This is a genomic window from uncultured Lactobacillus sp., assembly GCF_945290125.1.
Lineage (GTDB): Bacteria > Bacillota > Bacilli > Lactobacillales > Lactobacillaceae > Lactobacillus > Lactobacillus rizhaonensis.
In genome coordinates this window covers 1-24,846 of the sequence record NZ_CALYQV010000005.1, presented here as the reverse complement: position 1 = coordinate 24,846, position 24,846 = coordinate 1, and the positions used below count along the sequence as shown (strand labels likewise).

Here is a 24,846-nt window from a genome sequence, read left to right as displayed (position 1 = left end):
CTAGATGAAAAAAGAAAGGGTCAAGCTGACGGCCGCGGAAAAAAGTGAGCTGTTTGCTGAAGGCGTTATAACGGTAGTTCTAGAGCTACTATTGAACCTGTCAGTGATTATTTTAATTAACTTGACAATTTTACAAGATAAAAACCTGGTTAACGGGATTTATTTTCTAAAAAAGACCATTACTTTTGCTGGCGGGCGCCACTTATGGTCCTGGCAGAATACCTTTATTATTTTCATGGGTATTGGTGATTTAATCGTTCTGTACTGGCGCTTAATTCGGCGCTATCATCAAATGCAGTTAAGACATGTTATTTCTGAACTGCATTATATTGCTAAGGGACATTTTGACCATACAATTTCTTTTAAAGTCAAAACTGATTTGCAAAAAGTAATTGATTCAATTAATTCGTTAGTGGATAGTACAGTAAATGCGATTAATGAAGAAAAAGCGATTGAAAAGTCAAAGGACGAACTGATTAGCAATGTTTCTCATGATATCAGAACGCCTTTAACTTCTATCATCGGCTATTTGGGTTTACTGAAATCGGGGGTGTCAAATCCAGCAGATCAACAAAGATACCTTAATATTGCATATATGAAGGCTGAACAAATGAAATCGCTGGCTCATGATTTGCTTGAGTATACAACGTTAAAATCAACTAGTACCAAATTAAATTTGTCTTCTTTACATATTTTTTCTATGTTAGAGCAAGTTGCCGCGGGGTTTGAATTCGAAGGTCAGGAAAAAGGGATAGTATTTAATATAGAAGCAAGACCCAAGAATTTAACTATTCAAGCTGATGCGGAAAAGCTGGTACGTGTTTATAATAATCTCATCACTAATGCGCTCAAGTATGGTACAGGTGCAACACAAATTAATTTAATTGCTAATTTAGTTAATAACAATGAAGTTGAGTTACGGGTGGAAAACAATGGTGCTCAAATTCCGGAAGATTCGTTAAAAAAAATCTTTGAACGTTTTTACAGAGTCGAAGGTTCCCGTAATACCCAAACGGGTGGTACAGGGCTAGGTCTATCGATTACTAAAAGTATTGTTGATCTTCATCAGGGCAAAATTCGCTGTGAATCTGATAAAGATTGGACCCGTTTCATTATTTGCCTGCCTTTAAACTTAAAGAGTGAAAAAACTCCAGCATAGCTGTGGTATAATTTTGACTGAGATAATAAATAGAGGAGTATAGCATGAGTATTTCTTTAAATACCTGTATTTTAATTTTAAAAGAACACCATTTGCTTAAATCGAGTGCGGTCCAAGATACTATATCTTCTAAGATGGAGTATGTGTCGTATGATTCGCGTGACGTCCATACTGATACACTATTCTTCTGTAAAGGTGCTGGTTTTCGTCCCACTTATTTGTCAATGGCGAAAGCTAATGGTGCTAATTGTTATGTAGCAGAACAACCCTATCCGGAAGGTAAGGGAATGCATGCACTGATTGTGCGCAATGTTTCCAAAGCAATGGCGTTATTGTCTGCGGCATTTTTCCGTTTCCCGCAAGACGATTTATATTTAATAGCTATTACTGGTACTAAAGGCAAGACTACAACGGCCTACTTTTTAAAGGGGATGTTAGATCAGGTTAACGGCGGTAAAACCGCGCTAATTTCATCAGTCAACACAGTTGTGGGACCTAAAAAAGATGATACTTTTAAGTCTAGTTTGACTACACCTGAATCACTTGATTTGTTCCGTGATATGCGAATAGCTGTAGATAACGGAATGACGCATATGGTTATGGAAGTTTCCAGTCAGGCCTATAAGAAAAACAGGGTATTTGGATTAACCTATGACCTGGGCTTTTTCTTAAATATTACACCTGATCATATTGGGCCCAATGAGCATCCCAATTTTGCTGATTATTTACATTGTAAGTTGCAACTGCTGGTTAATGCTCGTAAATGTATTATTAACGCTCAGACTGATCATTTCCCTGAAGTTTATGCTGCGGCTATGACAACTACTGATCCAGACAGTATTTATTTGTTTGCTGACGAGAAGTTTACTAATCCGGATTTGAAGCAGACCATTGATTTTCGCTTTTCAACCCAAGAACTTGATATGTCCCGGACTAGGTTCCAGGTATTGTGTGTTACGAGCAAAGCAAAGCAACTTAAAATAGCTGGCGATTACCAGTTAAAGATGTTGGGTGATTTTAACGAATCTAACGGTACCGCTGCAGTAATTGGTGCAGGACTAGCCGGAATGAATCATGACGATGCTGCTAAAGGTATTAGTCAAGTTACCGTCCCTGGAAGAATGCAAACAGAAGTTACAAAGAAGCACGGAGTAGTGGTAGTGGACTTTGCACATAATGAGGCCTCAATGATGGCTCTTATGGGCTTTATACAACGAGAATTTAATAATCCTAAAATTATTGTCGTTGTGGGGGCACCTGGTGACAAAGGAGTTTCTCGTCGTCCCGGTTTTAGTAACAGTCTAAATGCATACGCTGATAAAACTTTTTTGACAACAGATGATCCTGGCTTTGAAGATCCCATGGATATAGCACAGGAAATTGATGCTGGCATTGATCATTCTAAAGTTGATGTCACAATTGAGTTAGATCGTAAGAAGGCCATCCATGATGCAATTACTATGTCCAAGCAGGGTGATGTTGTCCTAATCTGTGGTAAAGGTGAGGATAGTTTTCAAAAAATACGGGGTGTAGATACTCCTTATCCGTCTGATATTACAGTTGCACAACAGGTAATTGATGAACTTGAAGGGCAAAAAGAACATTTTAACGGTTAGAAACGCAGGTATTAATGAAACATTTTTTTAGTATTATTGGCGGTATGGGTACAATTGCTACGGAAAGCTACGTCCGCATGATTAATCACCGTATAAAGATTACTAAAGATCAGGACTATCTGAATTATATTTTAGTTAATGATGCCCAAATTCCTGACCGCACGGCTTATATCAAAGACCACAGCCAACCTAATTTTTTCAATGCTTTGCGTGATGATGTGCTCCAGCAAGCAATGTTAAAGCCTGATTTTTTCGTGATGCCATGTAACACTGCACATTATTTTTATGATGACTTGGCTAAACTAACTGATATTCCTTTTTTACATATGATGCGTATTGCTGTACATAAATTTGCAAGTGACTTTCCTAAGGAAAAAAAGATTGGCTTGATTGCTACGGAAGGTTCGATTTATGATCATCTGTACGAAGACGAAATTAAACAGGTAGGTTGTGAAGTAGAACTGGGTGGTCCTGAGATTCAACCAATGGTTACTGAGCTGATTTATTCTAACATTAAAGAAAAAGGCGTAGTTGATGGCGAACTGTATCACCGCATATTACGCATTATGCATGATCAATATGGCTGTAATGTAATTTTACTTGGCTGTACTGAATTATCTTTAGCTCAGGAAAAGGCGCCAGAGCATCCATATAATGTTATTGATCCGCAAGTTATTATTGCTGATGTGGCAATTGAATTAGAACTAAAAATTCGTGCAGGAATGGATCCTAAGACAACTATAGAGAAATATATGTATTAAATAATACGTATGATTTAACACAAATTAAAATAGACTAGTAATCAATTTGATTATTAGTCTATTTATTTTTCCAAAAAAGTATTGACAATGTTTCTACTGTGTAGTAGTGTATTAGAAAAGTATTACATTAAGAGTGGGAGGGTTAAAATGCTATATCTTTTATATATATTTATTAGCATACTGATAATTGTGACTACTAATTTAACTGTGACAGCAATTTTAAGTATTAGAGACGCCTATCGCAATCATCTTAAAGATCATTTGTCATTTGGCACTGCATTTAAGAAATATTTTGGTAAAAATAATAATATTCCCCTCCATCTGTCTGATTGGAAGTTTTAAAAATTTTTGTGATAAGAGAGTATATTTATAATGAAAAATAAAAGATATAACAAATAAGGAAAATCATTTAGATTTTCCTTATTTGTTATCTGAATTTTTGAAAGTTAATAATATTAATTATTAACTGCTTCTTCTTGCTTTAAGGCCTGTCTGTCAAGTGACTTAAAGAACGGATAGTAGGCAAGTATAGCAAATATCAATTCAATTGCTTGCCACACCGCTGCTCTCCAGTCTCCACCAGTCATTAAAAATCCACTAATGATTGTTGGTGTTGTCCAAGGTACTTGGGCTACAATCATTCCGATGATGTGAAGCTTCATTAAAAAGTAAGTAATAAATTGTAGAATCATTGGAACTAAAATAAATGGAATCATTAATGTTGGATTCAAGACAACCGGTACACCAAACATAACCGGTTCACTGATATTAAAGATAGCTGGCATGATACTTAAATTGCGCATTGCTTGATATCTTTTACTTTTGGCGGTAAACATACAAAGAACTAATCCTAAAATTGCACCAGTGCCACCAATGGTCATACCAAAATTTAAAAATCCGTCTGCAGTAATGTTAATTGGAGCTTTTCCTTTTGCAACTGCATTAATGTTTTGAGTTAAAAAAGTTAAGAATACTGGAGTATATATACTGCCCACAATATTAGTGCCATGAATTCCAACAGTCCATAGTAAACAAACAAGAAAGATCGCTAGTTCAACCCCCCAAATACTTGAAAGACCTACTACGAGGGGACTGAAGATCATTGTAACTACACTATTGATATCAATGTTACATACTACTCTAATAATCCATACAACTAATAAAGCTGCAGCACCAGGGATTAAGGATGAAAAAGAGTTTGCAACTGCAGGTGGTACAGAATCAGGTAGAGTAATAACCCAGTGATGATTAATACAGAAACGCATTACTTCTACTGTTAAGATACAAATTACAATAGCAGTAAAAATACCACCTGAGCCTAGTTGAGATGGATCAATTGCTAATTTGTTATTTAACATTGCCATTAAGAAAGCTATAGTACCAATAGCAGTAGTGGACATTGGATCCATCTTGTTAGCTTTAGCTGCTTGGTAGCTAATTCCCATTGCTACTATTAATGCTAGAATTCCAAATGTAACCGTGACACAAGCGTTTAAGGCAGGTGCAAAAGGTTTAATAATATTTGCCCAACCTGGAATAGGTAGTTGCGCAATAATCATAAATATTGATCCAAAAATAGTAAATGGAATAGTAATGATCATTCCGTCTCTAAGAACGATCATATATTTTAAGTTACCAACTTTTGCCAGTTTAGGCAGTAGCTTTTGTTGCATAGTTGTCATTATGTTATGCATGATAAAATCCTCCTAAAAGATTGTTTAATCAGGTATGTAAAGTGAACTAACTAACCATGCATAATGTAATCCCTTACATGAATTTTGTCAAATTATTTTTAAGGAATAAGTCGCAACCTCTTGTTTCCTAATTCAAATACTTCTCGTAACAAAAGTGAATAACCTCCCAAAAGAGGTGCAAATCGCGATTTACGGGCTATTTGCAATTGTGTTTTATGTTTTCTTAAAATTGGTAGATTATTTTTTATTTGAATAAGTAAGTTAGGAATGTTTTCAAGTAAGGTTGAGTCAAGAATTATCATTTGTGGTGAAAAGGTAGCAATAAGATTATTTAGCACAAGAGATAAGCATTTAACAAATTGAGAAATAGATTCACTAACTTGCTTATTTCCTTTAAAGTATAATTTTGCTATTTGTTGAATGGATAAATTATTTAGTCCTTTAGCTTGGGAGATATTTTTTAATATGGCTTCTTGAGAACAATATATTTCAGGATTAAATAGTTTTAGTGTTTCATCTCTTGTTGACAAAAATTGCATTTCACCCAAATCTCCTGCATTATTTCCCAATCCTGTATATAAATTTTCGTTAATAATTATGCCAGCATTAATGGTTTCGTCAATGGCAACTGTTATCAGATTTTTTATGTGATTATTAGAAGAAAAATCTCGTTGAAAAATTGCTGCCGCATCAGCGTTATTGGCAACTATTACGGGAACAGAATAGTTTTCTTTAAGCCAGGTGTCTAATAAATTACATTTTGGCTGTTCCTTTTTATGGATTGCCAGGGAAATACCAAGTAATCCTCTTTGTGTACCTAATATGTGAAAATCGGAGATTTTCTTTTTTAGTACTTCTTTAATACTTCTGCTTTTATTAGTTAACGCTATTTCTTCAAAACGATTAATGTAACCATTTGCTAAAGTAGCCATAATTTTAAGTGAATTAGAACCCAATTCTAAATTGATAAAGTATCCGTATTTAGAATTAAAGGAGACAAGTAATGGTCTTCTACCGCCAACAGTGGTACTTTCACCTTCACCTATTTCTGTGACATATTTTTTAGTTAGTAAATCATCTAAAATACTTGAAATTGTAACCTTATTGATTGAAAGATCCTTAGAAATTTGGCTACGAGAAATTGGTCCATAATTAATAACGTGTTTTATGACGGAAATCTCATTGCTTTTGCGCATAGCCTGCTTATTTATAACCATTTTGTTAATTACCTTTCTTACTTTTTATTATAAAGGAATTTTCTCAATACATTCAATAATATTCATTGAATGTATTTACATTTAAACTGGATAATATTATTCTAACTATCAAGGTATGCAAACTAAACTAACTAACTCGAACAGGAGATGCGGCAATGGCGGTATTAACAGTAGACGTTGGGCAAAAGTATATCAGGTATGGTTTTTTTGATAGAAACGATAACTTAACGGGTAAAGGTCAGTATCAAATTTCAAATGGCTCTGCCAATACTTTTTATGAATCTTTAGCAAAATTGGTAAAAGAAAGTGACTTTGAAGTTACTGCGATTAGTATTAGTTTTCCTGGGTTCATTGATGTTAAACATAATATTGCTATCAGAGCCGGATCACTGAGAAACTTGGATGGTCACAATATTGTTGCAGACTTGCATCATTATTTAAATAATAACATTGAAATATTTATTGAAAATAATTCTAATTGTGCAGCAATAGCGGAAAAATTAAATGGAAATGCCCAAGATGTTCATGACTTTGTAGTTATGACTTTGGGAAATGGTATAGGTGGAGCTATTTTTATCAATAATACTTTACTTCGAGGCGTTGGTTATTCTGCTGGTGAATTTGGTATGATGATCAGTGATTATTCTGGTCATGGCTATGATAGTGAGCATTTTTTAGGTTCAGCAAAAGCATTGATTACTAGTTACTCAGAAATGAGAGGAATTCCGAATGACTTAGTCGAAGAATTTCAAATATTTTCTGAATTAGATGATCCACAAGTGAAAAAGATTGTAGATCAATGGGCTACTTACGTAGCTATTTGCATTTTTAATATTGCTTGCACTCTTAATCCACAAAAATTTTTGATTGGTGGAAGTGTTAGTCAAAATAGTGAACTAATTCCAATACTCAATAATAAATTGGATGGAATTCCGAATTGGAGAGATTTTCAAGCTGAATTAGAGCCGTGTCGATTTTATGATGATGCGAGTCTTTACGGAGCATATTGGGCCTACATGGGGAGTGAAAAAGATGTTTCATAAAAAATTAGATAATTTCCCAGCAGATTTTTTATGGGGAGCCAGTTCAGCCGCTTATCAAATAGAGGGTGCATCAGCTGAAGATGGAAAAGGAAAATCAATTTGGGATGTATATGCACATGAGAAGGGGAATACTTATAAAGGTACTAGTGGAGATGTAGCGGTAGATCATTATCATAAATATAAAGAGGATGTAAGCTTAATGAAAAAGATGGGATTAAAAGCCTATCGCTTTTCTATTTCTTGGAGTCGTATTATTCCTGAAGGAGAGGGAAAAGTAAATATAAATGGATTGCAATTTTACCATAATTTAATTCATGAACTTAAAAAAACACATATTGAACCTATATTGACTATATATCATTGGGATCTTCCATTGGCACTACAGGAAAAATATGGTGGTTGGGAATCCGTTAAAACTATTGCAGCATTTAAAAATTATGCGAAGCTTCTATTCAAAGAATTTGGTACAAAAGTAAAGTATTGGGTAACAATAAACGAACAGAATGTTTTTACGTCCATGGGATATCGTTGGGGTACACATCCACCTAAAAAGCATAGTATTAAATTAATGTTATTAGCAAATCATCATATCAATATTGCAAATGCAGAAGTAATTAAACTCTTTCATCAAATGGTTCCAAATGGCATGATAGGACCAAGTTTTGGTTATGGACCAACTTATGCAAAAACTTCAGATCCAGAAGACGTATTAGCATCGATGAATGCAAATGATTTTAATAATAATTGGTGGTTAGATGTATATTGCACAGGTAAGTACCCATTTTTCTGCAAGAAACAATTTGAAAAGTTGAATATCATGCCTGAAGTCTCAGGAAAAGAACAAAAGATTTTAGAAGATACTGAAGCACACCCAGATTTTCTCGGCATTAATTACTATCATGGTGGTACTTTTCAACAAAATAGAATCCAAAAAGCCGTTAAATCTGATGAGCAAGAAAGATTTAATAAAACTGATCCTTATTTAGAACAGCCCAAAGAAGGAAAGGCTAATGAACCTGAAATTCCTATGTTTAATAATGTAGAAAATGCATATGTAGATAAAACTCAATGGGGTTGGGAAAAAGATCCAACCGGATTGAGAATTGCACTTAGACAAGTTTATGAAAAATACCACCTACCCATCATGATTACTGAAAATGGTCTAGGAGCACAGGATAAGGTAGTTAATGGCAAAATTAATGACAGTTATCGCATTTCTTATTTATCAGATCATATTATTGCAATGCAGGAAGCTATTACTGATGGTGTAAACCTGCTAGGTTATTGTGCTTGGTCTTTTACAGATTTATTAAGTTGGCTAAACGGATATTCTAAACGTTATGGCTTTGTTTATGTTGATCAAAATGATCAAGAAAATGGTAGCTTAAAACGTATCCCTAAACGCAGTTTTTCGTGGTATAAGAATGTTATTAAATCAAATGGTAAAGATTTAAAAGTTGAGGAATAATCATGAAGTATTTAAACGGTAATTGGCTTGTTCGTGATGGTTATGCTATTGATTATGGTCAAAGTATATATGATAGTAAAATTGAGAGAAACAAGTTAACCCTATGGATTCCGTTTAAGGAAATAACTAATCCTGGCATGACTTTAGACGATGGGATGTTGACAGTAGAAGTATCGGCCCCACGTAAAAATATAATTAATATTAAGATTATCAATTTTAAAGGCGCAATAGATCATAGTCCTAATTTCAAACTAAATGAGAGTGCAGATTATAAACCAGAAATAATAGAAAAAAAGGACAGATTTATTATTAGATCCGATAAAACATCTCTTGAAATAACAAAGGGTAAACAAGTTAAGTTTATTTATTTATATGAGGATAATTTCAAAGCAGAAGTAGTTGATAGATCTATTGCGAGAATTTTTGATCCGCATGGTCAAGTTCACATGTCTAATTCTTTTGTTTTACAACCAGGCGAAAAAATATATGGACTTGGTGAGCGTTTTTCCAACTTCGTTAAAAATGGACAAGAAGTTGAGATTTGGAATAAAGATGGAGGTACTGAAACTACCCAATCATATAAAAATATTCCTTTATATTTATCAAATAGAAATTACGGAATCCTAGTAGATACCCCTGAAAAAGTTTCATATGAGATTGCATCTCAACAAGTTGATAGGGTTGAATTTTCTGTTCCTGATCAGGAGCTTTCCTTTATGTTTATAGGTGGTAAAAACAATAAAGAAGTTCTCGATCACTACACTGCATTAACAGGTAGGTCACCACTGTTACCAGCTTGGAGTTACGGCTTGTGGCTAACTACTTCATTTACCACTAAATATGATGAAAGAACTGTTATGAGTTTTATTAATGGTATGTTGGAACGGAATATTCCGTTATCAGTTTTCCATTTTGATTGTTGTTGGATGAAACCAACGGAATGGTGTAATTTTGAATGGGATGCAGATACTTTTCCTGACCCAGAAGGCTTGCTAAAAAGAATTCACGATAAGGGAATTAAAATTTGCGTTTGGATTAATCCATATATTGCACAAAAATCACATTTGTTTGTGGAAGGGATGGATAAGGGTTACTTCATTAAAAAAATTAATGGCGATATTTGGCAATGGGATAAATGGCAAGCAGGTATGGCAATTGTTGATTTTACAAATCCCGCAGCAGTTAAGTGGTATCAAAGCTATTTGAAAAAATTATTGTATCAAGGCGTTGATGTATTCAAAACAGATTTTGGTGAAAGAATACCTAGTGAGGATGTAAAGTTCTTTGACGGATCTGATCCTAAAAAAATGCATAATTATTATACTTTGCTATATAATAAGATTGTGTTTGATACTATTGCTGAAGTTAAAGGTGAAAAAGAAGCATTAGTATTTGCCCGTTCTGGAACAGTTGGCAGTCAGTGTTATCCAGTACATTGGGGTGGCGATTCTTCCTCCAACTATTCTTCTATGGCAGAAACTTTACGTAGTGGTCTTTCATTTGGTATGAGTGGTTTTGGCTACTGGTCTCACGATATTTCTGGTTTTGAAGCTAGTGCAACTCCGGATTTATATATGCGTTGGACTCAATTCGGACTGTTAACCTCCCATTCACGTTACCATGGTTCGACAACATATAAGGTTCCTTGGCTGTATGGTGAAGAAGCTGTAGAAAATACAAAAAAGTTTACAAATCTTAAATTAAAGTTATTACCTTATTTAATGTATATGTCGTTAAAAGCCCATCTTCATGGGACCCCAATTCTTCGCCCAATGATTTTGGAATTTCCTAAAGATCCGGGAGTAGAAGATTTGGACATGCAATACATGTTAGGAGATAATTTGTTAGTTGCTCCTATTTTCAATGTTCAAGGAAAAGTACAGTTTTATGTTCCAGAAACTCATGGCAGGTGGATAAATATTTTGACCGGAGAAGCCTATGAAGGTGGAAGATGGTATAAACAAACTTTTGATGAATTAAGCTTACCAATACTGGCTCGCCCAAATTCGGTTATTGTGACAGGAGAGTTTGACGATAAAACTATGTATGATTTTACCAATCATCCAACAATTAATATTTTTGAACCAGAGGAAGGAAAACTAGCAAGTCTAATTACTGATAGTTATGGTAAAGGAATTGGTAAAGTTAAAATTATCAAGCAAGGTAATACTTTAACTATACAGCCTCATAACATTCAATCTTTTGACGTGAAAATTTATATTGCTAATAAGAAAGTTGAGAAATATACCGATTTAGTAAGCGAAACAAGATTAACTATTTAGCAGTATTTAATTGTACATAATATCAAATAAAACATCTTACCTTTTTCAGTAAGATGTTTTTTTTGCTTAAGAAATAATTAATATAGAATATTAAATTATAATTTGTCAAGTTTAGAATTTTTTAAAATTACTATATTTTAGTTGATATAATGAAATGTTTCTAAAATATACATAATATTCAGTTAATTACTTACTACTGAAAATATTTTTGTATATTCGTGTTAAAGCACTAGCAAAAATCCAAAAAATAGGTTGAGGATCTATTGATTGAACTTGTAAATTTTCGTTAACAGTAGAAACTGTTGGAAGTATAAAATCTAAACTAATATCTTTTAATGTATTAAGATTCGGATTCATAGTTACTATTGTAAGTAAAATATTGTCTTGCTTACACTTTTTATATATTTTTTTATATTGTTTCAAAGAACCTGAAGCTGAAAAAATAATAACTAAATCACCCTTTTTTAAGGACTGATCAACATGATTAATCATTGATACATCATCAAAAACAATAGGAGTTTTACCGAGTGAAAGAAACATAAATTTTAGGTAATCGGTAACTAATCCTGTATATCCATATCCAATAAAAAATGTTCGCTTAGCGTCATGTATTTCTTTTGCAAGCTGAATTATTTTTTCATTATTTGAATTAGTAGGAATTTTACTTATAGATTTGCAGAATCCGTTTGTTACTTTTGCAAGTTCATTAGTACTGTCGCTAGCTTCTTCCTTTGATACATTATTTTGAAGATATAATTTTGTTTGAAAGGAGAACTCGCTATAACCGGAAAGACCTATTCTTTTAGCTAATCGAACAAGAGTTGTAGTAGAAGTTCCGTAGATAAATGCTGCTTCTTTGGCAGAAGAAGATGCTAATGGCTTAAGATTGCTTAATATCTTTTCCGTTGCTTCTCTTTCTTTAGTAGACATTTGGGAATGAAAAGTTTCTAATTGATTGACTATATCCATATTAACCTCACTTTTTTAAATTATATATGTAATATATTCCAATTTAAAATAAAAATTGAAATATATTTTAAAATAGATTACAATTTAATTGAAGAAACAAATTTTATGTAAGGAGGAAATCTGAATGACTGATTCAAAAAACCAAAATAAAGTCATAACCTGGGTACAACAAAAAGTTGCTCCTATTGCAGGTAAAATTTCTAATGAAAAGTATTTGGCTGCTATAAGAGATGGTATGACTGCAATAATTCCTGTTACTATTATTGGTGGTATAGCAGCCATAATTAGTTCGCCACCAGTACCGAATACAGTTAAAGCAACAAATTTTGTATCTTCATTTTTGATAAATTGGAGAAATTGGGCAACTGTAAATGCAGCAATTCTTACTATACCTTATAACTTAACCATTGGTCTACTCGGTCTATATACAGTAATTGCTATTGCTTACTATTTAACACAATACTATAAGATGAATCTGATTACTAATGAAATAACAGCCATTTTGGCATTTTTAATAGTTGCATCTCCACCAGTTGCTATCAGAAATATTATCTATTTGCCAGCTACAAATTTAGGTGCAATTGGAATGTTTGCTGGAATTGTGATTGCTATAGTTACAGTCGAAGTAAACCGCTTATTTATTTCAAACCATATTTCAATCAAACTTCCATCTAGTGTTCCACCAAATGTTGCGGCTCCTTTTGAAGTACTTTTACCTATGTTAGTTACAACATTTGTCTTATTCATTTTAAATAATTGGTGTGTAAATTTCACGCATAATGATATTGCCTCAGTTATATATTTATTGTTTACACCATTTACTAATTTAACTGGATCTTTAGCGGTAGTATTATTAATAGCATTTACTGCAACTACTCTTTGGTTTTTTGGAATCCATGGTAATAATATGCTTGGAGCAATAGTTACACCTATAACAACATTAAATGTAGCTTTGAATTTAAAACAATATAATGCTGGCCAGCCAATGACACATATTTTTGCTGGCTCATTTTATTCCGTATTTGGTGGATGGATTACGTATACAGCGTTTATTATTGCAATGATTTTGTTTGCAAAATCTGTGAGATTAAAAACCTTGTGGAAGATAGGGTTACCGGGTAATCTATTTAATATTAATGAACCGTTTATTTTCGGTATTCCGACTGTTTTAAATTTATATTTTTATATTCCAATTGTAATTTCAGAAATAATAAACTTAACGATTGCATATTTATTGATGCAATATAATATTTTGGGAAAATTTTACATTATGGTTCCATGGTCAACTCCTGGTTTTATTCAGGTCTTTTTGGCCTCAATGGATTGGAAAAACTGTATTTTATGGGTAAGTTTATTAATATTAGATATATTTATTTGTACTCCATTTTTGAAGTTATATGATAGAGAATTAATTAAAGAGGAAAGTATACAAAATAGGTAGAAAAGGAAGTTGTTTTAATGAAAATCAGAGAAGTTATTGATCATCTTATTTCATATGAACGTGGAGTTTGGCCTCAAAACCCAACTGAACCTTTAGGACATGATACTACAAGAGATAAGGTCCTTTATGGAGAAAAGCATATAGATGATGAATGTTATGGTATTGTAACAACTTGTTGGGCTACGGCTAATGTAATTGAAGAAGCCCATAAAAGAGGAGCAAACTTGATAATTGCTCATGAAGCCTTGTTTTGGAATCATGGTGATAAACAAAAATGGCTAAAAGATGTTAATAACAAAACTTTTCTAGCAAAAATAAAATTATTAGATAAGTATAAAATCGTTGTAAGAAGAGATCATGATCATTTGCATTCAGGTATTCCAAAGCCTGGAGAGACTAGTGAATGGGTAGACGGTATTTTTTATGGTTTTGCTAAAGAATTAGGTTGGGAGAAATACTTGCATCCAAATTTAGGAATACCATTATTCATTGACTTACCTAAGCCTATGACAGCTGAAGAAATAGGGTTACATTTAATTCATAAGCTAAATTTAAATGGATGTAGGATTGAAGGAAGTCCTAAAACAACATGTCAAAAATTGATGATCCCTCAACACAATCTTGGGGAAGCTAAAAAGTATATAGAAGAAATTGATAAAACAGGTATAGACTGTTTATTGACTATGGAAATGATTGATTTTACATTAGCTGAATATATTCGTGATAGCAGTATGTTGGGCTTTAATAAATGTATTGTACAAATTGGCCATTTTAATACTGAAGAAGCTGGTATGAAGTATATGACTCATTGGTTACCAAGTGCGATTGAGACACAGAAAATACCTATAAGCTTTGTTCAATCAGGCGATATGTATCACTATATTACTGAGAATTAGAGGCTTGGTATAAAGCAAAATTATCTAATTAAAAAGAATTAAATTGAGATATATCTATGTAGTAAGAAGCATACTTGAATTATTTTTTAGATTATAACAACAAATTGCTATTGTCTATATAGGATATCTATATTATACTGTAATAAGTTGAATACGGTTTCTTCGGGGCAGGGTGTAATTCCCTACCGACGGTGACAATTAATAATTGAAGTCCGTGACCCGCGTTTTGCGGTGGAACTAGTGCAAGTCTAGTACCGACAGTTAAAGTCTGGATGGGAGAAGAACAAACAAGATTAGACAGAAAACTCGCGTTGTTATTAAACTTCGCTGAAATCTTATTTGATGAATATAAAATAAGCCTCGTTGATTAAATCAACGAGGTTTTTTAATGCTTAGGAAGTGAGATTAGTGCAGGATAAGGATTATATGCAAATGGCAGTTCAAGAAGCATTGAAAGCTCAGGGAATGACGTGGACAAATCCTTTAGTTGGCGCAGTTTTGGTTAAAAATGGTCAGGTTTTAGCAACCGGCTATCACCATCAGTTTGGTAAGGAACATGCAGAAGTAAATACGCTATCACATTTAGCTGATCCTCAACAGGCACAGGGAGCAACTTTGTACGTCACACTAGAGCCTTGCAGTCATTATGGTAAGCAACCTCCTTGTTGCAAAAAGGTCGCTGAAGCTGGAATAAAAAAAGTTGTTATTGGTCAGATTGATCCTCATCAAATTGTAGCTGGCAAAGGTATTAAATATTTAGAAAGCCATGGGGTGCAAACTGAGATAATCGGTGGTACAGAAAGTTTAAATGTTGCTTATAATTTCTTTTATCACAAAAAGAGACCATTTGTGACGCTTAAATATGCAATGTCCGTTGATGGCAAAATTAATGCTGCTGGGAAAACTAGAACAATTTTGACTGGGGATGCAGCTCAGGTGGATGTGCAAAAGTTGCGCTTGCAAAACCAAGCCATTTTAATTGGGGCAAATACTTTGCGAATAGACAATCCGCTTTTAACGGTCAGAATTAAAAATTTACCCCATCCACCTATCCGAATAGTGCTGACTAAAGATGCTAATCAATTAGACTTTAACAGTCGCATGTTTAAGACACAAGGCGAAATTTGGCTATTAAGTAGAACTGAACTGACACAAAAAGTAGCTGAAAATGTTCGCTGCTTTACTGCTGCTAAATGGACACCTTCAAAAATTGTGCAGTTTTTAGCCGAACATGAAATTCAATCATTATTAGTTGAGGGCGGCAGCAATGTTCAAAGTCAATTTGTAGCAGCAAATTTGGCTGACGAAATAGTGACATACATTGCTCCTTTAGTTTTAGGCGGTACAGCATTACCTGCTGTATTTGGCCAGCCTGCAGCAGCAAAAAGTGAATATCAACTTTTGGATGTTAAGAAATTTAATCAAGACATCAGAATTCGCGTGAGCAGAAAAGAATGTTTACAGGAATAATTCAAACTACGGGTACAATTACCCGTTTGGAAATTAGTGAGCAACATGCCAGACTAGGTATTTGTGCTCCTAAATTGGTACAAGCAGATTTGCCTTTAGGGGCAAGCATTGCCATTAATGGTATTTGTTTAACCGTTACCGACTGGAGTGATAATGATTTTGTAGTAGACGTGATGCCGGAAACAATGAAAAGGACTAATTTGGGCAATTTGCAAAAAGGTAGTTTGGTAAATTTAGAGCCATCATTGTCTTTAAACGGTAAGCTTGATGGTCATATTGTTGCGGGACACGTTGATACTACAGCAGAATTGATAAAGCAGGATGAAAATGAAAATTCTGTAGAATTAGAATTCACAATACCGCATAAATATGCTCCTTTTATTGTTGAAAAGGGTTCAATTGCCATTGACGGTATTAGTTTAACCGTGACAATGGCGCAAAATGATCATTTTGGGGTGAGTTTAATACCATATACAATACAAAATACTACTTTGGCCCACTACCAAGTGCATGACAAAGTAAATATTGAAGTGGATATGATTGGTCGGTACGCTGTTAAACAAATTCAAGCTTGGAAAAAGGAATTTTAATGGAGGAAAAAATGACAGAACAACTGAATGAAAAAATGCAAAAGGTATTGCAACATATGCTAACAGGTGGGTTGGTTATTGTGGCTGATTCGCCGCAGCGTGAGTCTGAGGGGGATATGATTGGTCTGGCTGAAAAGGTAACACCTCAAGCTGTTAACATGATGATTACTAAAGCCCGTGGATTATTATGTGTACCGATGAGTAAAGCATACGCTGACCGCTTGCAGCTAAAACCAATTGAAACTGGTTCGAATGATACTTTTGGCACGGCTTTTACTCTTAGTGTTGATTCTACTGAAACCACTACGGGAATTTCAGCTTTTGACCGTGCTAAAACTATTAAAAAACTGGCTGATCCGAATAGCCAGTGGGCTGATTTTTATCATCCGGGTCATGTCTTTCCCTTAGTAGCTAAAGAAGGCGGTGTACTGGAACGCACAGGTCATACTGAAGCCGCTTTGGATCTGGCCAGATTGGCAGGAGTTGCGCCTATTGGCTTTATTTGTGAGTGCATTAAAAAAGACGGAACAATGGCCAGACGCAAAGATTTGAAAGCTTTGGCAGAAGGACTTGGCATTCCTTATTTGACCATTGAAGAGTTAATAGCATACCGCAAAAATCTAGAAAACAAAGATTTGGGCATTGAATCTTTTACCAAGGTTGACTTTCCTACAAAATACGGTCACTTCCAGCTTGAAGGCTTCAGGGATAAAAAGCATCCTGAAAAACAGCCTACTTTATTAATTAGCAAGGGTGAAGTTAAAAAAGGTGAGCCACTTTTATTGCGACTTCACAGTGAATGCTTAACGGGAGATGTATTTGGTTCTAAGCGGTGTGATTGTGGCGCTCAACTTGCCGCAGCATTGACTAAAATTGAACAAAATGGTTCAGGAGCGGTTTTATACTTGCGTCAAGAAGGTCGGGGAATCGGCTTAGAGAACAAGTTACGAACTTATAAGCTGCAAGATGAAGGCATGAATACAGTTGAAGCTAACCAGCATCTTGGCTTGCCGGTTGACGCCCGCCGCTATAATGTTGCTGCCGAGATTTTAAGACAAAAAGGCGTGAGCGAAGTTGAATTAATGACCAATAATCCGGATAAAGTAACGCAACTAGAAAACTATGGTATTAAAGTTACTAAACGTATTCCAGTTGAAGTCGGCATGACTGCAGAAAATAAAAATTACTTGGCTACTAAAAAGCATGAAATGAATCATATTTTAAACGAGGTAGATTAACATGAAAGAAATTATTGGCAATATTGCCCAAGGACAGGATAAAAAGATTGGTATTGTCGTTGCTCAGTTTAACGGTGTAGTAACTGACCGCCTACTTTCAGGTGCGCTAGAGCAATTGAAAAAATCAGGAGTAAAAGATGAAAATATAGTGATTGTTAAAGTACCCGGTGCTTTTGAAATTGCTCGTACAATCAACTGCCTGGCAAAAAGTGGCAAGGTTGATGGCATTATTGCATTAGGAGCTGTAATTAGAGGTGAAACGGCTCACTTTACGTATGTTTGTGAAGGTACAACTTCTCAGCTAGCTGCCGCATCAGCCAATGGGCCGGTCCCAGTCATGTTTGGTGTACTTATGACCGATACGGTCGCACAAGCAACCGATCGTGCCGGAGGTAAAGCAGGCAATAAAGGAGCTGAGTGTGCTACAGATGTCTTAGAAGTATTAAACATAGAAGAACAGATAAAGCAACTATAATTTTTTAAGTGCATAATCCTAAATAAAGAAAAAACAGGTCGTTTCTAGAAATAGAAGTGGCTTGTTTTTGGATCTTGATGGCTTTTACCGCCTTGCTAATAGTTTTTATTATTAGTTAATTGATATTAAAATTATTAAAACTCATTTTAAAGGGATATATACATATACTAACAGTTAATAGCAAAATTGTTGTTTTAATTTGTTATTAATATTAATTTTCTGGCTCTTTTAAGCACTTTTATGAAAATAATTCTATTTGAAATGTTATTAAATGACGTATATACTAGATGTGTAATAATATGCATACTTTTTTTGTGGCAAAATTAAATAAGTTTTATTATTGAGGTGAAAAATGAATAGAGGATTGAACCATAACAAGAGAACTGAAACGCTTCTTTTTACCAGTCTAACTACTGCCGCAATTGGTTTAGCAATTTTAAATACTAATGTGGTTAAGGCTGATAGCAATTCAGGAACACAAGAAACTGCACAAAATTTGGATAAGAATGACAGTCGTGCTAAAACACGTGTAGCAAATAGTACTGTGTCTCAAGAAAATAATCAGGGCGATACTACTGATAATGCAAATACCACTGCACCAGAAGGAAATGCTAATGGTACTACAGATAATGTAGATGAAACTCAAAATGGGAGTGTAGACTCGCCGCAGGGTACCAATAAAGAATCAAATTCTCAAACTTCTGCTGGTAATGATCAACCAGAAACAGACATCACTAAGAATGAAAATAAAATTAGTACAAAAACTATTAAAACAGGTAAGTGGGGCAATGCTGACTTAAGTTACGATAGTGATACTAACGTATTAACTGTGAGTGGGAGTCATGATAAGAATAATCCGACTATTGTAAAAAATAATCCCGGGGTCTTAGGTGGTTTTCTAGGTGACAATGAGTCTGCGAAGGTAAAAAAGGTAATCTTTGACGGTAACTTTAAAATTGTCGGCGAAGTCAAGTCAGTTTTTATTCGTCTTAAAGGCCTAACTGATATTGAAGGTTTAGAAAACGTTGATACTTCGGAAGCGACCACCATGTATGCCTGGTTTTATCAATGCATTAGCCTTAAACACGTAGATCTATCTCATTTTAATACATCAAATGTTGAAAACATGAATTCTATGTTTGAAGCCTGTACCAATCTCGAAGAAATTGACCTGAGTAAATTTGATACTTCCCAAGTCACAGATATGTCATATATGTTTGCTGGTTGTGAAAGTCTCAAAGAATTAGATTTGAAGAATTTTAATACTTCCCAAGTCACAGATATGTCATTTATGTTTGCAGAGTGTAAGGGTCTTGAAAAATTAAATGTTACTAGCTTTGACACCTCTAAGGTTAAAAATATGGAGTATATGTTTAATTATTGTGCAAGTTTACCTACTGTTGACGTACACAATTTTAATACCAGTAATGTGACAAATATGGCGGCAATGTTCTGTATGTATTATTTTCATATTAGCGGTACAGGCCAAGTCTTTGGTTGGGATTCTAAACTTACGTCCCTTGATCTTTCCAACTTTGATACTAGTAATGTGACTGAGATGGATGGAATGTTTTTCAAATGTACAAAATTAAAAGAGCTGAACATTTCTAGCTTTGATACTTCTAAAGTTACAACTATGAATAGTATGTTTCAAGCATGTAATAAGTTAACATCTTTAGATCTTAGCAACTTTAATACCGCAAAAGTTACGGACATGTACGGCATGTTTCGAGATACGAATAGTTTAATCAGTTTGAACGTGTCAAGTTTTGATACAACAAATGTAACTAACATGGGGGAAATGTTCTATCTCTACGCTGATACTACAAATGGCGAGAAGTATCCTGAACTTTCTAACTTAAGGACTCTAGATATCAGCAATTTTAAAATTAGCGATAAAACTCATTGTGGCTACATGTTAAAAGGTCAAGCAGGATTGCTAGTTTTGAAACTGGGAAAAGGAAACAAACACGTTTCAGATATGGGTCTTGATACACCAGGGACTTGGTTAAATGTTGGTATTAACGGAACAATGCAGCACCCTGAGGCCTCAGAAAAATGGTCATCAGATGAACTGATGAAAAATTGGCAAGATGGTGCAAAAGATGAAACGTACGTGCGTGAAACTACAATAACAGCTCATTATCAAGATGAAAAGGGCAAGACGCTTGCGCCTGATGAGACTTACACTGGTACATACAGCACTCCTTATGAAGCTAAAGTCAAAGAAATTCCTGGTTATGTTTTAACAGTTATGCCGAAAAATGCTAAAGGACTGATAGGCGAAAACGTAGATGACATTATATTTGTCTACAAAAAGAAGGATTCTAATAATAATTCTGATTCAAACAATTCCGATTCAAACAATTCAGGCTCAAACGGTCATGGAACAAACTCAGGAATAAATGATAATAATACTATAGCAAGGGTTGAAGTTCATTATCAGGATGAGAACGATAATGAAATTGCTCCGTCTAAGATTTTAACTGGTGTTGTTGGTGAAGGTTACATTACTAAGGCTTTGGATATTACAGGTTATACTCTTAAAATTAGACCTGTTAATGCTACCGGCTTCTTTAGCAGCCAGCCACAAACTGTTACTTATGTTTATTCGAGAAATGGTGTCATTCGAACTGTTCGTCATAATTCCTATCTATATGACCAAAATGGTAGCCGTAAAGCTGGCGAATACTTTATAGGCCAAAAAATTACAACTTATGGCAGTAGGCTTATTCAGAATCAGAAATATTACGAACTTGAAAACGATACTTTTGTTAAGGCTAATAATGTTACAGGTATTAAACGCAAACTTAAGCACAATGCCTATATCTACACTAGGAAGGCTAATAAGAAAGTAAAGCGTTCTGGTCGTAAAGTATTGATAAAGAAACAAACGATCAGAACATATGGTGGAGCAGTTAAAATGCATAATAAGCTGTACTATATTGTTGGTAAGAATCGCTATATTAAAAAAGCTAATTTTTAGCAATTGAGAAATAATAATTAGAAAAGTTCTATCATAGTAAAAATGGGCTAGATAGAGCTTTTTTTATTGTTTTACTAAATTGATATATCGAAGAAGAAAAAATTTAATTAGACCTGTTGCTTTTGCCTAAGCGGTATTTTTGCACGTTAATACCAAAAATGACAAAAACTATTAATAACGAAATTCCGCTAGCAAGGAGCGTAAGAACAGGCCGGTGTAAGGCCATTGGCAATAGCCGAAACTCCAACTGTAAAAAAGATATTTAATAGTGCACTGCCTAGTTGCAAAAAACTTGATTGAGCAGACTGAACATTTTTACTAGTCCTTTTAATTCTTACTTTGCTGCACCAATTACCGATTGGTAAAGTTTCTCCATAAATTAACACTGTACCAATGAACATGGTAGCGATTGTTTGTTTTAAAAAGAAAATGCCTAATGCTAAAGTGGTAATTATGACTAGGGTGCACAGTATACCAGCGGTACTTATTCCAATCAAACATAATGCTAAAGTGGTAATTATGACTAGGGTGCACAGTAACCAGAAGTGGCTGTCAAAGCGAATAAGCACAGCTCCTAAAAAGAGGCCACTGACTACGGCAAACAGCAGCCAGTATACTTGACTGTATTTAGGATCAATTACTTTCCAGAAGTAGATCATCAGTCCGTTGAATACAGATTGAAGAGCACCATTAAACATGGCAACAATAATTGCTGCGCGTAAGCCTTTACTAGTGATAATCTCGTGCCAGACTTTGATCAAATGAGTTATGGTTTTAAAATTGTTTTTATCTTTAATAAAATGCCTCTGGTGCAAAGCTAGAGATAGAAAAATGTTAATGAAAAAGCCGCTGCTTGCTACTAGGAGAAAATATAAATAATTGTGCGTAGTCAAAATCAATATTGCTATTGCAGCTACACTGGCTATATTACCGATCAGACCAGCAATAGAATTGTAGTTAATTGTTTTTTCAAGGGATTTATCAGTCAGAAGAGATTTTAAAGTTCCCGTAAATGATAGTCCTTCAACTAAACTGAACATTGTAATGCAAAGGTCAACTAGAATATATAAGGGGATAAAGTATATTTTGGGAAAAGAAAAGGGCAGTAATAAGAATAAACACAGAAAGATATATATCCAAATTAACATGCGGCGCTTGTCGACATTATCAAGTCGTGATCCAATAAATAGGACGCTTAAAATAAGTGCTAAGGAACTAATACTGGATATCAAGCCATTAACAACGATATTATCTGAGTATTCACGGATAATTAGTGAACCACCTATTCCAACCAGAATACTACCAAAATTCGATAGCAAGTTGATTAGCGGTAATAATATTTGATTGCGATTGAGAAATTTATTACTGTCCATTTTTATCACGCTTTCATTTGTTATAATGAGAAGCGTAACATGTAGGAATTTTGCTGGCAGCAAAAGTAACATAAACGGCCATTTTCATTAGTTAAAACGGACTTTTTCACTATACAAATTCCTAGACCTAGATTTAATTGTTAACTTTATCAAGATCATTAAGAATAATGTTTTTTTATGCTGCCAAAGCCATAAAATACATTGTGTTGTTCAACATTTTAGAGTATTATATAAATATTAAAAAAAAATAATAATACCGGACATGATAAGGATTTTTATATGGTTACTATTACTGGCTTGCAAGGCGTGCCCATAATTTCTAAAGCTTGTGACTTACCCCAAATATTGGTTGAAACGGTCAAAAAGGAACATTTCCAAATTGCTGCTGGCGACATTATTTGTGTAACGTCTAAAATTTGCTCAATGGCAGAGGGCAATATTGTGGATTTAAGCCAAGTAGCACCAACTTCTGTGGCAAAAAGAATTCATCAACGCATACCCAGAAAGGATGCCAGTTTAATTCAAGTGATTATTGACCAAACCGATGACCCATCTGACAGTAAATTAGAAATAAGTGGAAATCATATTGGTGCTTGGCTTCCCAACGGTTTGTTTTTAACTAGTGGCGGTGTTGACAAGGGTAAAAATAATACAGCGATAATTTTGCCTCAAAATTGTGATTTAACGGCTAAACATATTAGCAATACTTTTTACCAAGAATTAGGTGTAAAAACTAGTGTAATCATTACTGACAGTGATGGCAGAATAGATAAAAAAGGTGCTAATCAGGTAGCAGTTGGCTTATACGGATTAAATGGCTTAAGGATAAATAAAGAAGCTGGTACAGCTGAAACGCTTTGTGATTTGCTGGCAGCTGCTGCTGGTTTAGTAATGGGGCAACGAGGAGTCAATATACCTTTAGTGTGTATTCATGGACTTGAATATGACCAAAATACTAGTTCTGGTATTGGAGATGTTGTGAATTAAAGTTTATAAGACTTTTTAGTTCATAAATATTGAAGTAAACTTTTAGGTTTGAATTAAGAATAGGAGAAAGAGTAAATGAAGATTATTTGTTACGGTGTAATCAAAATGGAAGAATCCCGTATTGAAAATTGGGCTCAAAAAAATAATGTTGAAGTAAAAATTGTCCACGATGATTTGTGTACTGAAAATGCGGAACTGGCTGAAGGTTTTGACGGCGTAAGCTCTGAAGGCAATCTTCCTGTAGGTGCCAGTGTATATGAAAAATTTAAGCAGTATGGCATTACGCAACTAGCCATTCGGCAAGTTGGGATTGATAACCAGGATTTAGCTGCAGCAAAAAAGAACGGCATTAAGATTACTAACGTTGCAGCGTATTCACCAAGAGCTATTGCAGAGCTTGGCGTAACTGACGCAATGTACTTATTGCGTAAAATTGGTATTTACCGAGACAGAATGGCACATGGTGATTTTACTTATGACGAAAGTACAATTAGCACAGAAATTTTTAACTGTACTGTTGGCATAATTGGAGCTGGCCATATCGGTGGAGCCAGTGCACACCTATACAGCGTATTAGGAGCTAAAGTTTTGGCTTGTGATCCGGTTTATGACGCGTCTTTAGAACCATATCTTACTTATACTGACTTTGATACGATTCTTGCTGAATCCGATATTATTTCTTTGCATACCCCGTTATTAGCAAGTACCGAAAACATGATTGACAAAACTGCTTTTGATAAAATGAAGAAAAAGCCTATTTTGGTTAACGTAGCTCGTGGGGGCTTGGTTGACACACAAGCTTTAATTGCGGCACTAAAAAATGGACAAATTTCTGCCGCTGCTCTTGATACCTTAGCCGATGAAACTGATTTTTATAATAAAAAGGATATGCTGAACTCATTGCCGGCAGATTACAAGGAATTAAAAGCAATGCCCCAAGTTTTGATTACACCGCACATTGCCTTTTTCACTAAACTAGCCGTTAAAAACAGTATTGAGATTGCTTTGAGCGATGCCAAAACAATTATTTCCGGTGGAGAAGTAAAGAGCGTGGTTAACTTGTAAAGACAAAAGTTAATTTAGGACAAAATACTCCAATAAATAGTTAATAATAGGTTAGAAATATATAAAAAGCTTTGGGAATGTAGTTCTCAAAGCTTTTTTATTTTATTTGTTTTTGT

At 34.4% G+C, this 24,846-nt stretch carries 20 protein-coding genes and 1 riboswitch; of the genes, 16 read left to right on the top strand and 4 right to left on the bottom strand.

Annotation, left to right across the window (positions count from 1 at the left end; genetic code table 11):
• Positions 1 to 4: 4 nt before the first annotated feature.
• From Q0K80_RS01605 to Q0K80_RS01590, 4 genes are all read left to right on the top strand, one after another.
• Positions 5 to 1,159: a HAMP domain-containing sensor histidine kinase gene (locus Q0K80_RS01605; RefSeq protein ID WP_046324245.1), complete on the top strand. Its 1,155-nt coding sequence runs from the start codon at positions 5 to 7 to the stop codon at positions 1,157 to 1,159.
• 44 nt (positions 1,160 to 1,203) lie between these two features.
• Positions 1,204 to 2,775: a UDP-N-acetylmuramoyl-L-alanyl-D-glutamate--2,6-diaminopimelate ligase gene (locus Q0K80_RS01600; RefSeq protein ID WP_294602184.1), complete on the top strand. Its 1,572-nt coding sequence runs from the start codon at positions 1,204 to 1,206 to the stop codon at positions 2,773 to 2,775.
• 14 nt (positions 2,776 to 2,789) lie between these two features.
• Positions 2,790 to 3,536 (top strand): amino acid racemase, encoded by a 747-nt coding sequence (locus tag Q0K80_RS01595; protein ID WP_294602181.1) that lies wholly within the window; start codon positions 2,790 to 2,792, stop codon positions 3,534 to 3,536.
• Positions 3,537 to 3,683: 147 nt separating this feature from the next.
• On the top strand, positions 3,684 to 3,878 hold the full coding sequence (locus Q0K80_RS01590) for a hypothetical protein (RefSeq protein WP_294602178.1): 195 nt from the start codon (positions 3,684 to 3,686) through the stop codon (positions 3,876 to 3,878).
• A 113-nt stretch (positions 3,879 to 3,991) separates the two neighbouring features.
• On the opposite strand, the gene Q0K80_RS01585 is transcribed toward Q0K80_RS01590, so the two are convergent.
• On the bottom strand, positions 3,992 to 5,230 hold the full coding sequence (locus tag Q0K80_RS01585) for a PTS transporter subunit EIIC (RefSeq protein WP_294602175.1): 1,239 nt from the start codon (positions 5,228 to 5,230) through the stop codon (positions 3,992 to 3,994).
• Between the two features lie 98 nt (positions 5,231 to 5,328).
• Positions 5,329 to 6,447 carry an ROK family protein gene (locus Q0K80_RS01580; RefSeq protein WP_294602172.1) on the bottom strand — a complete coding sequence of 373 codons (1,119 nt, stop codon included), beginning with the start codon at positions 6,445 to 6,447 and terminating at the stop codon, positions 5,329 to 5,331.
• 155 nt (positions 6,448 to 6,602) lie between these two features.
• Between Q0K80_RS01580 and Q0K80_RS01575 the strand changes: the two genes are divergently transcribed.
• From Q0K80_RS01575 to yicI, 3 genes are read left to right on the top strand one after another with little or no spacing between them, the layout of a single operon-like run.
• Positions 6,603 to 7,490, top strand: a complete 888-nt coding sequence (locus Q0K80_RS01575) for an ROK family protein (RefSeq protein WP_294602169.1) — start codon at positions 6,603 to 6,605, stop codon at positions 7,488 to 7,490.
• Entirely contained in the window at positions 7,480 to 8,958 is a 1,479-nt protein-coding gene (locus Q0K80_RS01570; RefSeq protein WP_294602166.1) for a glycoside hydrolase family 1 protein, read from the top strand. The genes Q0K80_RS01575 and Q0K80_RS01570 overlap by 11 nt, the downstream gene beginning before the upstream one ends.
• 2 nt (positions 8,959 to 8,960) lie before the next feature.
• Positions 8,961 to 11,240 (top strand): alpha-xylosidase, encoded by a 2,280-nt coding sequence (gene yicI / locus Q0K80_RS01565; RefSeq protein ID WP_294602162.1) that lies wholly within the window; start codon positions 8,961 to 8,963, stop codon positions 11,238 to 11,240.
• A gap of 186 nt (positions 11,241 to 11,426) precedes the next feature.
• Here yicI and Q0K80_RS01560 read toward each other — a convergent pair whose 3' ends face one another.
• The gene (locus tag Q0K80_RS01560; RefSeq protein ID WP_294602159.1) at positions 11,427 to 12,209 is read right to left on the bottom strand and encodes a MurR/RpiR family transcriptional regulator; all 783 of its coding nucleotides are present in this window, start codon (positions 12,207 to 12,209) and stop codon (positions 11,427 to 11,429) included.
• A gap of 124 nt (positions 12,210 to 12,333) precedes the next feature.
• On the opposite strand from Q0K80_RS01560, the gene Q0K80_RS01555 reads away from it, so the two are divergent.
• From Q0K80_RS01555 to Q0K80_RS01525, 7 genes are all read left to right on the top strand, one after another.
• Positions 12,334 to 13,650 (top strand): PTS transporter subunit EIIC, encoded by a 1,317-nt coding sequence (locus Q0K80_RS01555; RefSeq protein WP_294602156.1) that lies wholly within the window; start codon positions 12,334 to 12,336, stop codon positions 13,648 to 13,650.
• Positions 13,651 to 13,667: 17 nt separating this feature from the next.
• On the top strand, positions 13,668 to 14,546 hold the full coding sequence (locus tag Q0K80_RS01550; protein ID WP_294602153.1) for a Nif3-like dinuclear metal center hexameric protein: 879 nt from the start codon (positions 13,668 to 13,670) through the stop codon (positions 14,544 to 14,546).
• Positions 14,547 to 14,700: 154 nt separating this feature from the next.
• Positions 14,701 to 14,834, top strand: a riboswitch (FMN riboswitch).
• A 120-nt stretch (positions 14,835 to 14,954) separates the two neighbouring features.
• The gene (gene ribD, locus Q0K80_RS01545; protein WP_294602150.1) at positions 14,955 to 16,016 is read left to right on the top strand and encodes a bifunctional diaminohydroxyphosphoribosylaminopyrimidine deaminase/5-amino-6-(5-phosphoribosylamino)uracil reductase RibD; all 1,062 of its coding nucleotides are present in this window, start codon (positions 14,955 to 14,957) and stop codon (positions 16,014 to 16,016) included.
• On the top strand, positions 16,001 to 16,606 hold the full coding sequence (locus Q0K80_RS01540) for a riboflavin synthase (RefSeq protein WP_294602148.1): 606 nt from the start codon (positions 16,001 to 16,003) through the stop codon (positions 16,604 to 16,606). The genes ribD and Q0K80_RS01540 overlap by 16 nt, the downstream gene beginning before the upstream one ends.
• Before the next feature lie 11 nt (positions 16,607 to 16,617).
• On the top strand, positions 16,618 to 17,844 hold the full coding sequence (ribA, locus tag Q0K80_RS01535) for a GTP cyclohydrolase II (protein ID WP_294602146.1): 1,227 nt from the start codon (positions 16,618 to 16,620) through the stop codon (positions 17,842 to 17,844).
• A 1-nt stretch (position 17,845) separates the two neighbouring features.
• A complete protein-coding gene (gene ribH / locus Q0K80_RS01530; protein ID WP_294602143.1) occupies positions 17,846 to 18,319 on the top strand; it encodes a 6,7-dimethyl-8-ribityllumazine synthase in 474 nt (157 codons plus the stop codon).
• A 352-nt stretch (positions 18,320 to 18,671) separates the two neighbouring features.
• Positions 18,672 to 21,305 carry a BspA family leucine-rich repeat surface protein gene (locus Q0K80_RS01525; RefSeq protein ID WP_294602140.1) on the top strand — a complete coding sequence of 878 codons (2,634 nt, stop codon included), beginning with the start codon at positions 18,672 to 18,674 and terminating at the stop codon, positions 21,303 to 21,305.
• 188 nt (positions 21,306 to 21,493) lie between these two features.
• On the opposite strand, the gene Q0K80_RS01520 is transcribed toward Q0K80_RS01525, so the two are convergent.
• The gene (locus tag Q0K80_RS01520) at positions 21,494 to 22,678 is read right to left on the bottom strand and encodes an MFS transporter (protein WP_294602137.1); all 1,185 of its coding nucleotides are present in this window, start codon (positions 22,676 to 22,678) and stop codon (positions 21,494 to 21,496) included.
• Between the two features lie 279 nt (positions 22,679 to 22,957).
• On the opposite strand from Q0K80_RS01520, the gene Q0K80_RS01515 reads away from it, so the two are divergent.
• Positions 22,958 to 23,665, top strand: a complete 708-nt coding sequence (locus Q0K80_RS01515; protein ID WP_294602135.1) for a coenzyme F420-0:L-glutamate ligase — start codon at positions 22,958 to 22,960, stop codon at positions 23,663 to 23,665.
• 75 nt (positions 23,666 to 23,740) lie between these two features.
• Positions 23,741 to 24,730, top strand: a complete 990-nt coding sequence (locus tag Q0K80_RS01510) for a D-2-hydroxyacid dehydrogenase (protein WP_294602132.1) — start codon at positions 23,741 to 23,743, stop codon at positions 24,728 to 24,730.
• Positions 24,731 to 24,846 lie beyond the last annotated feature (116 nt).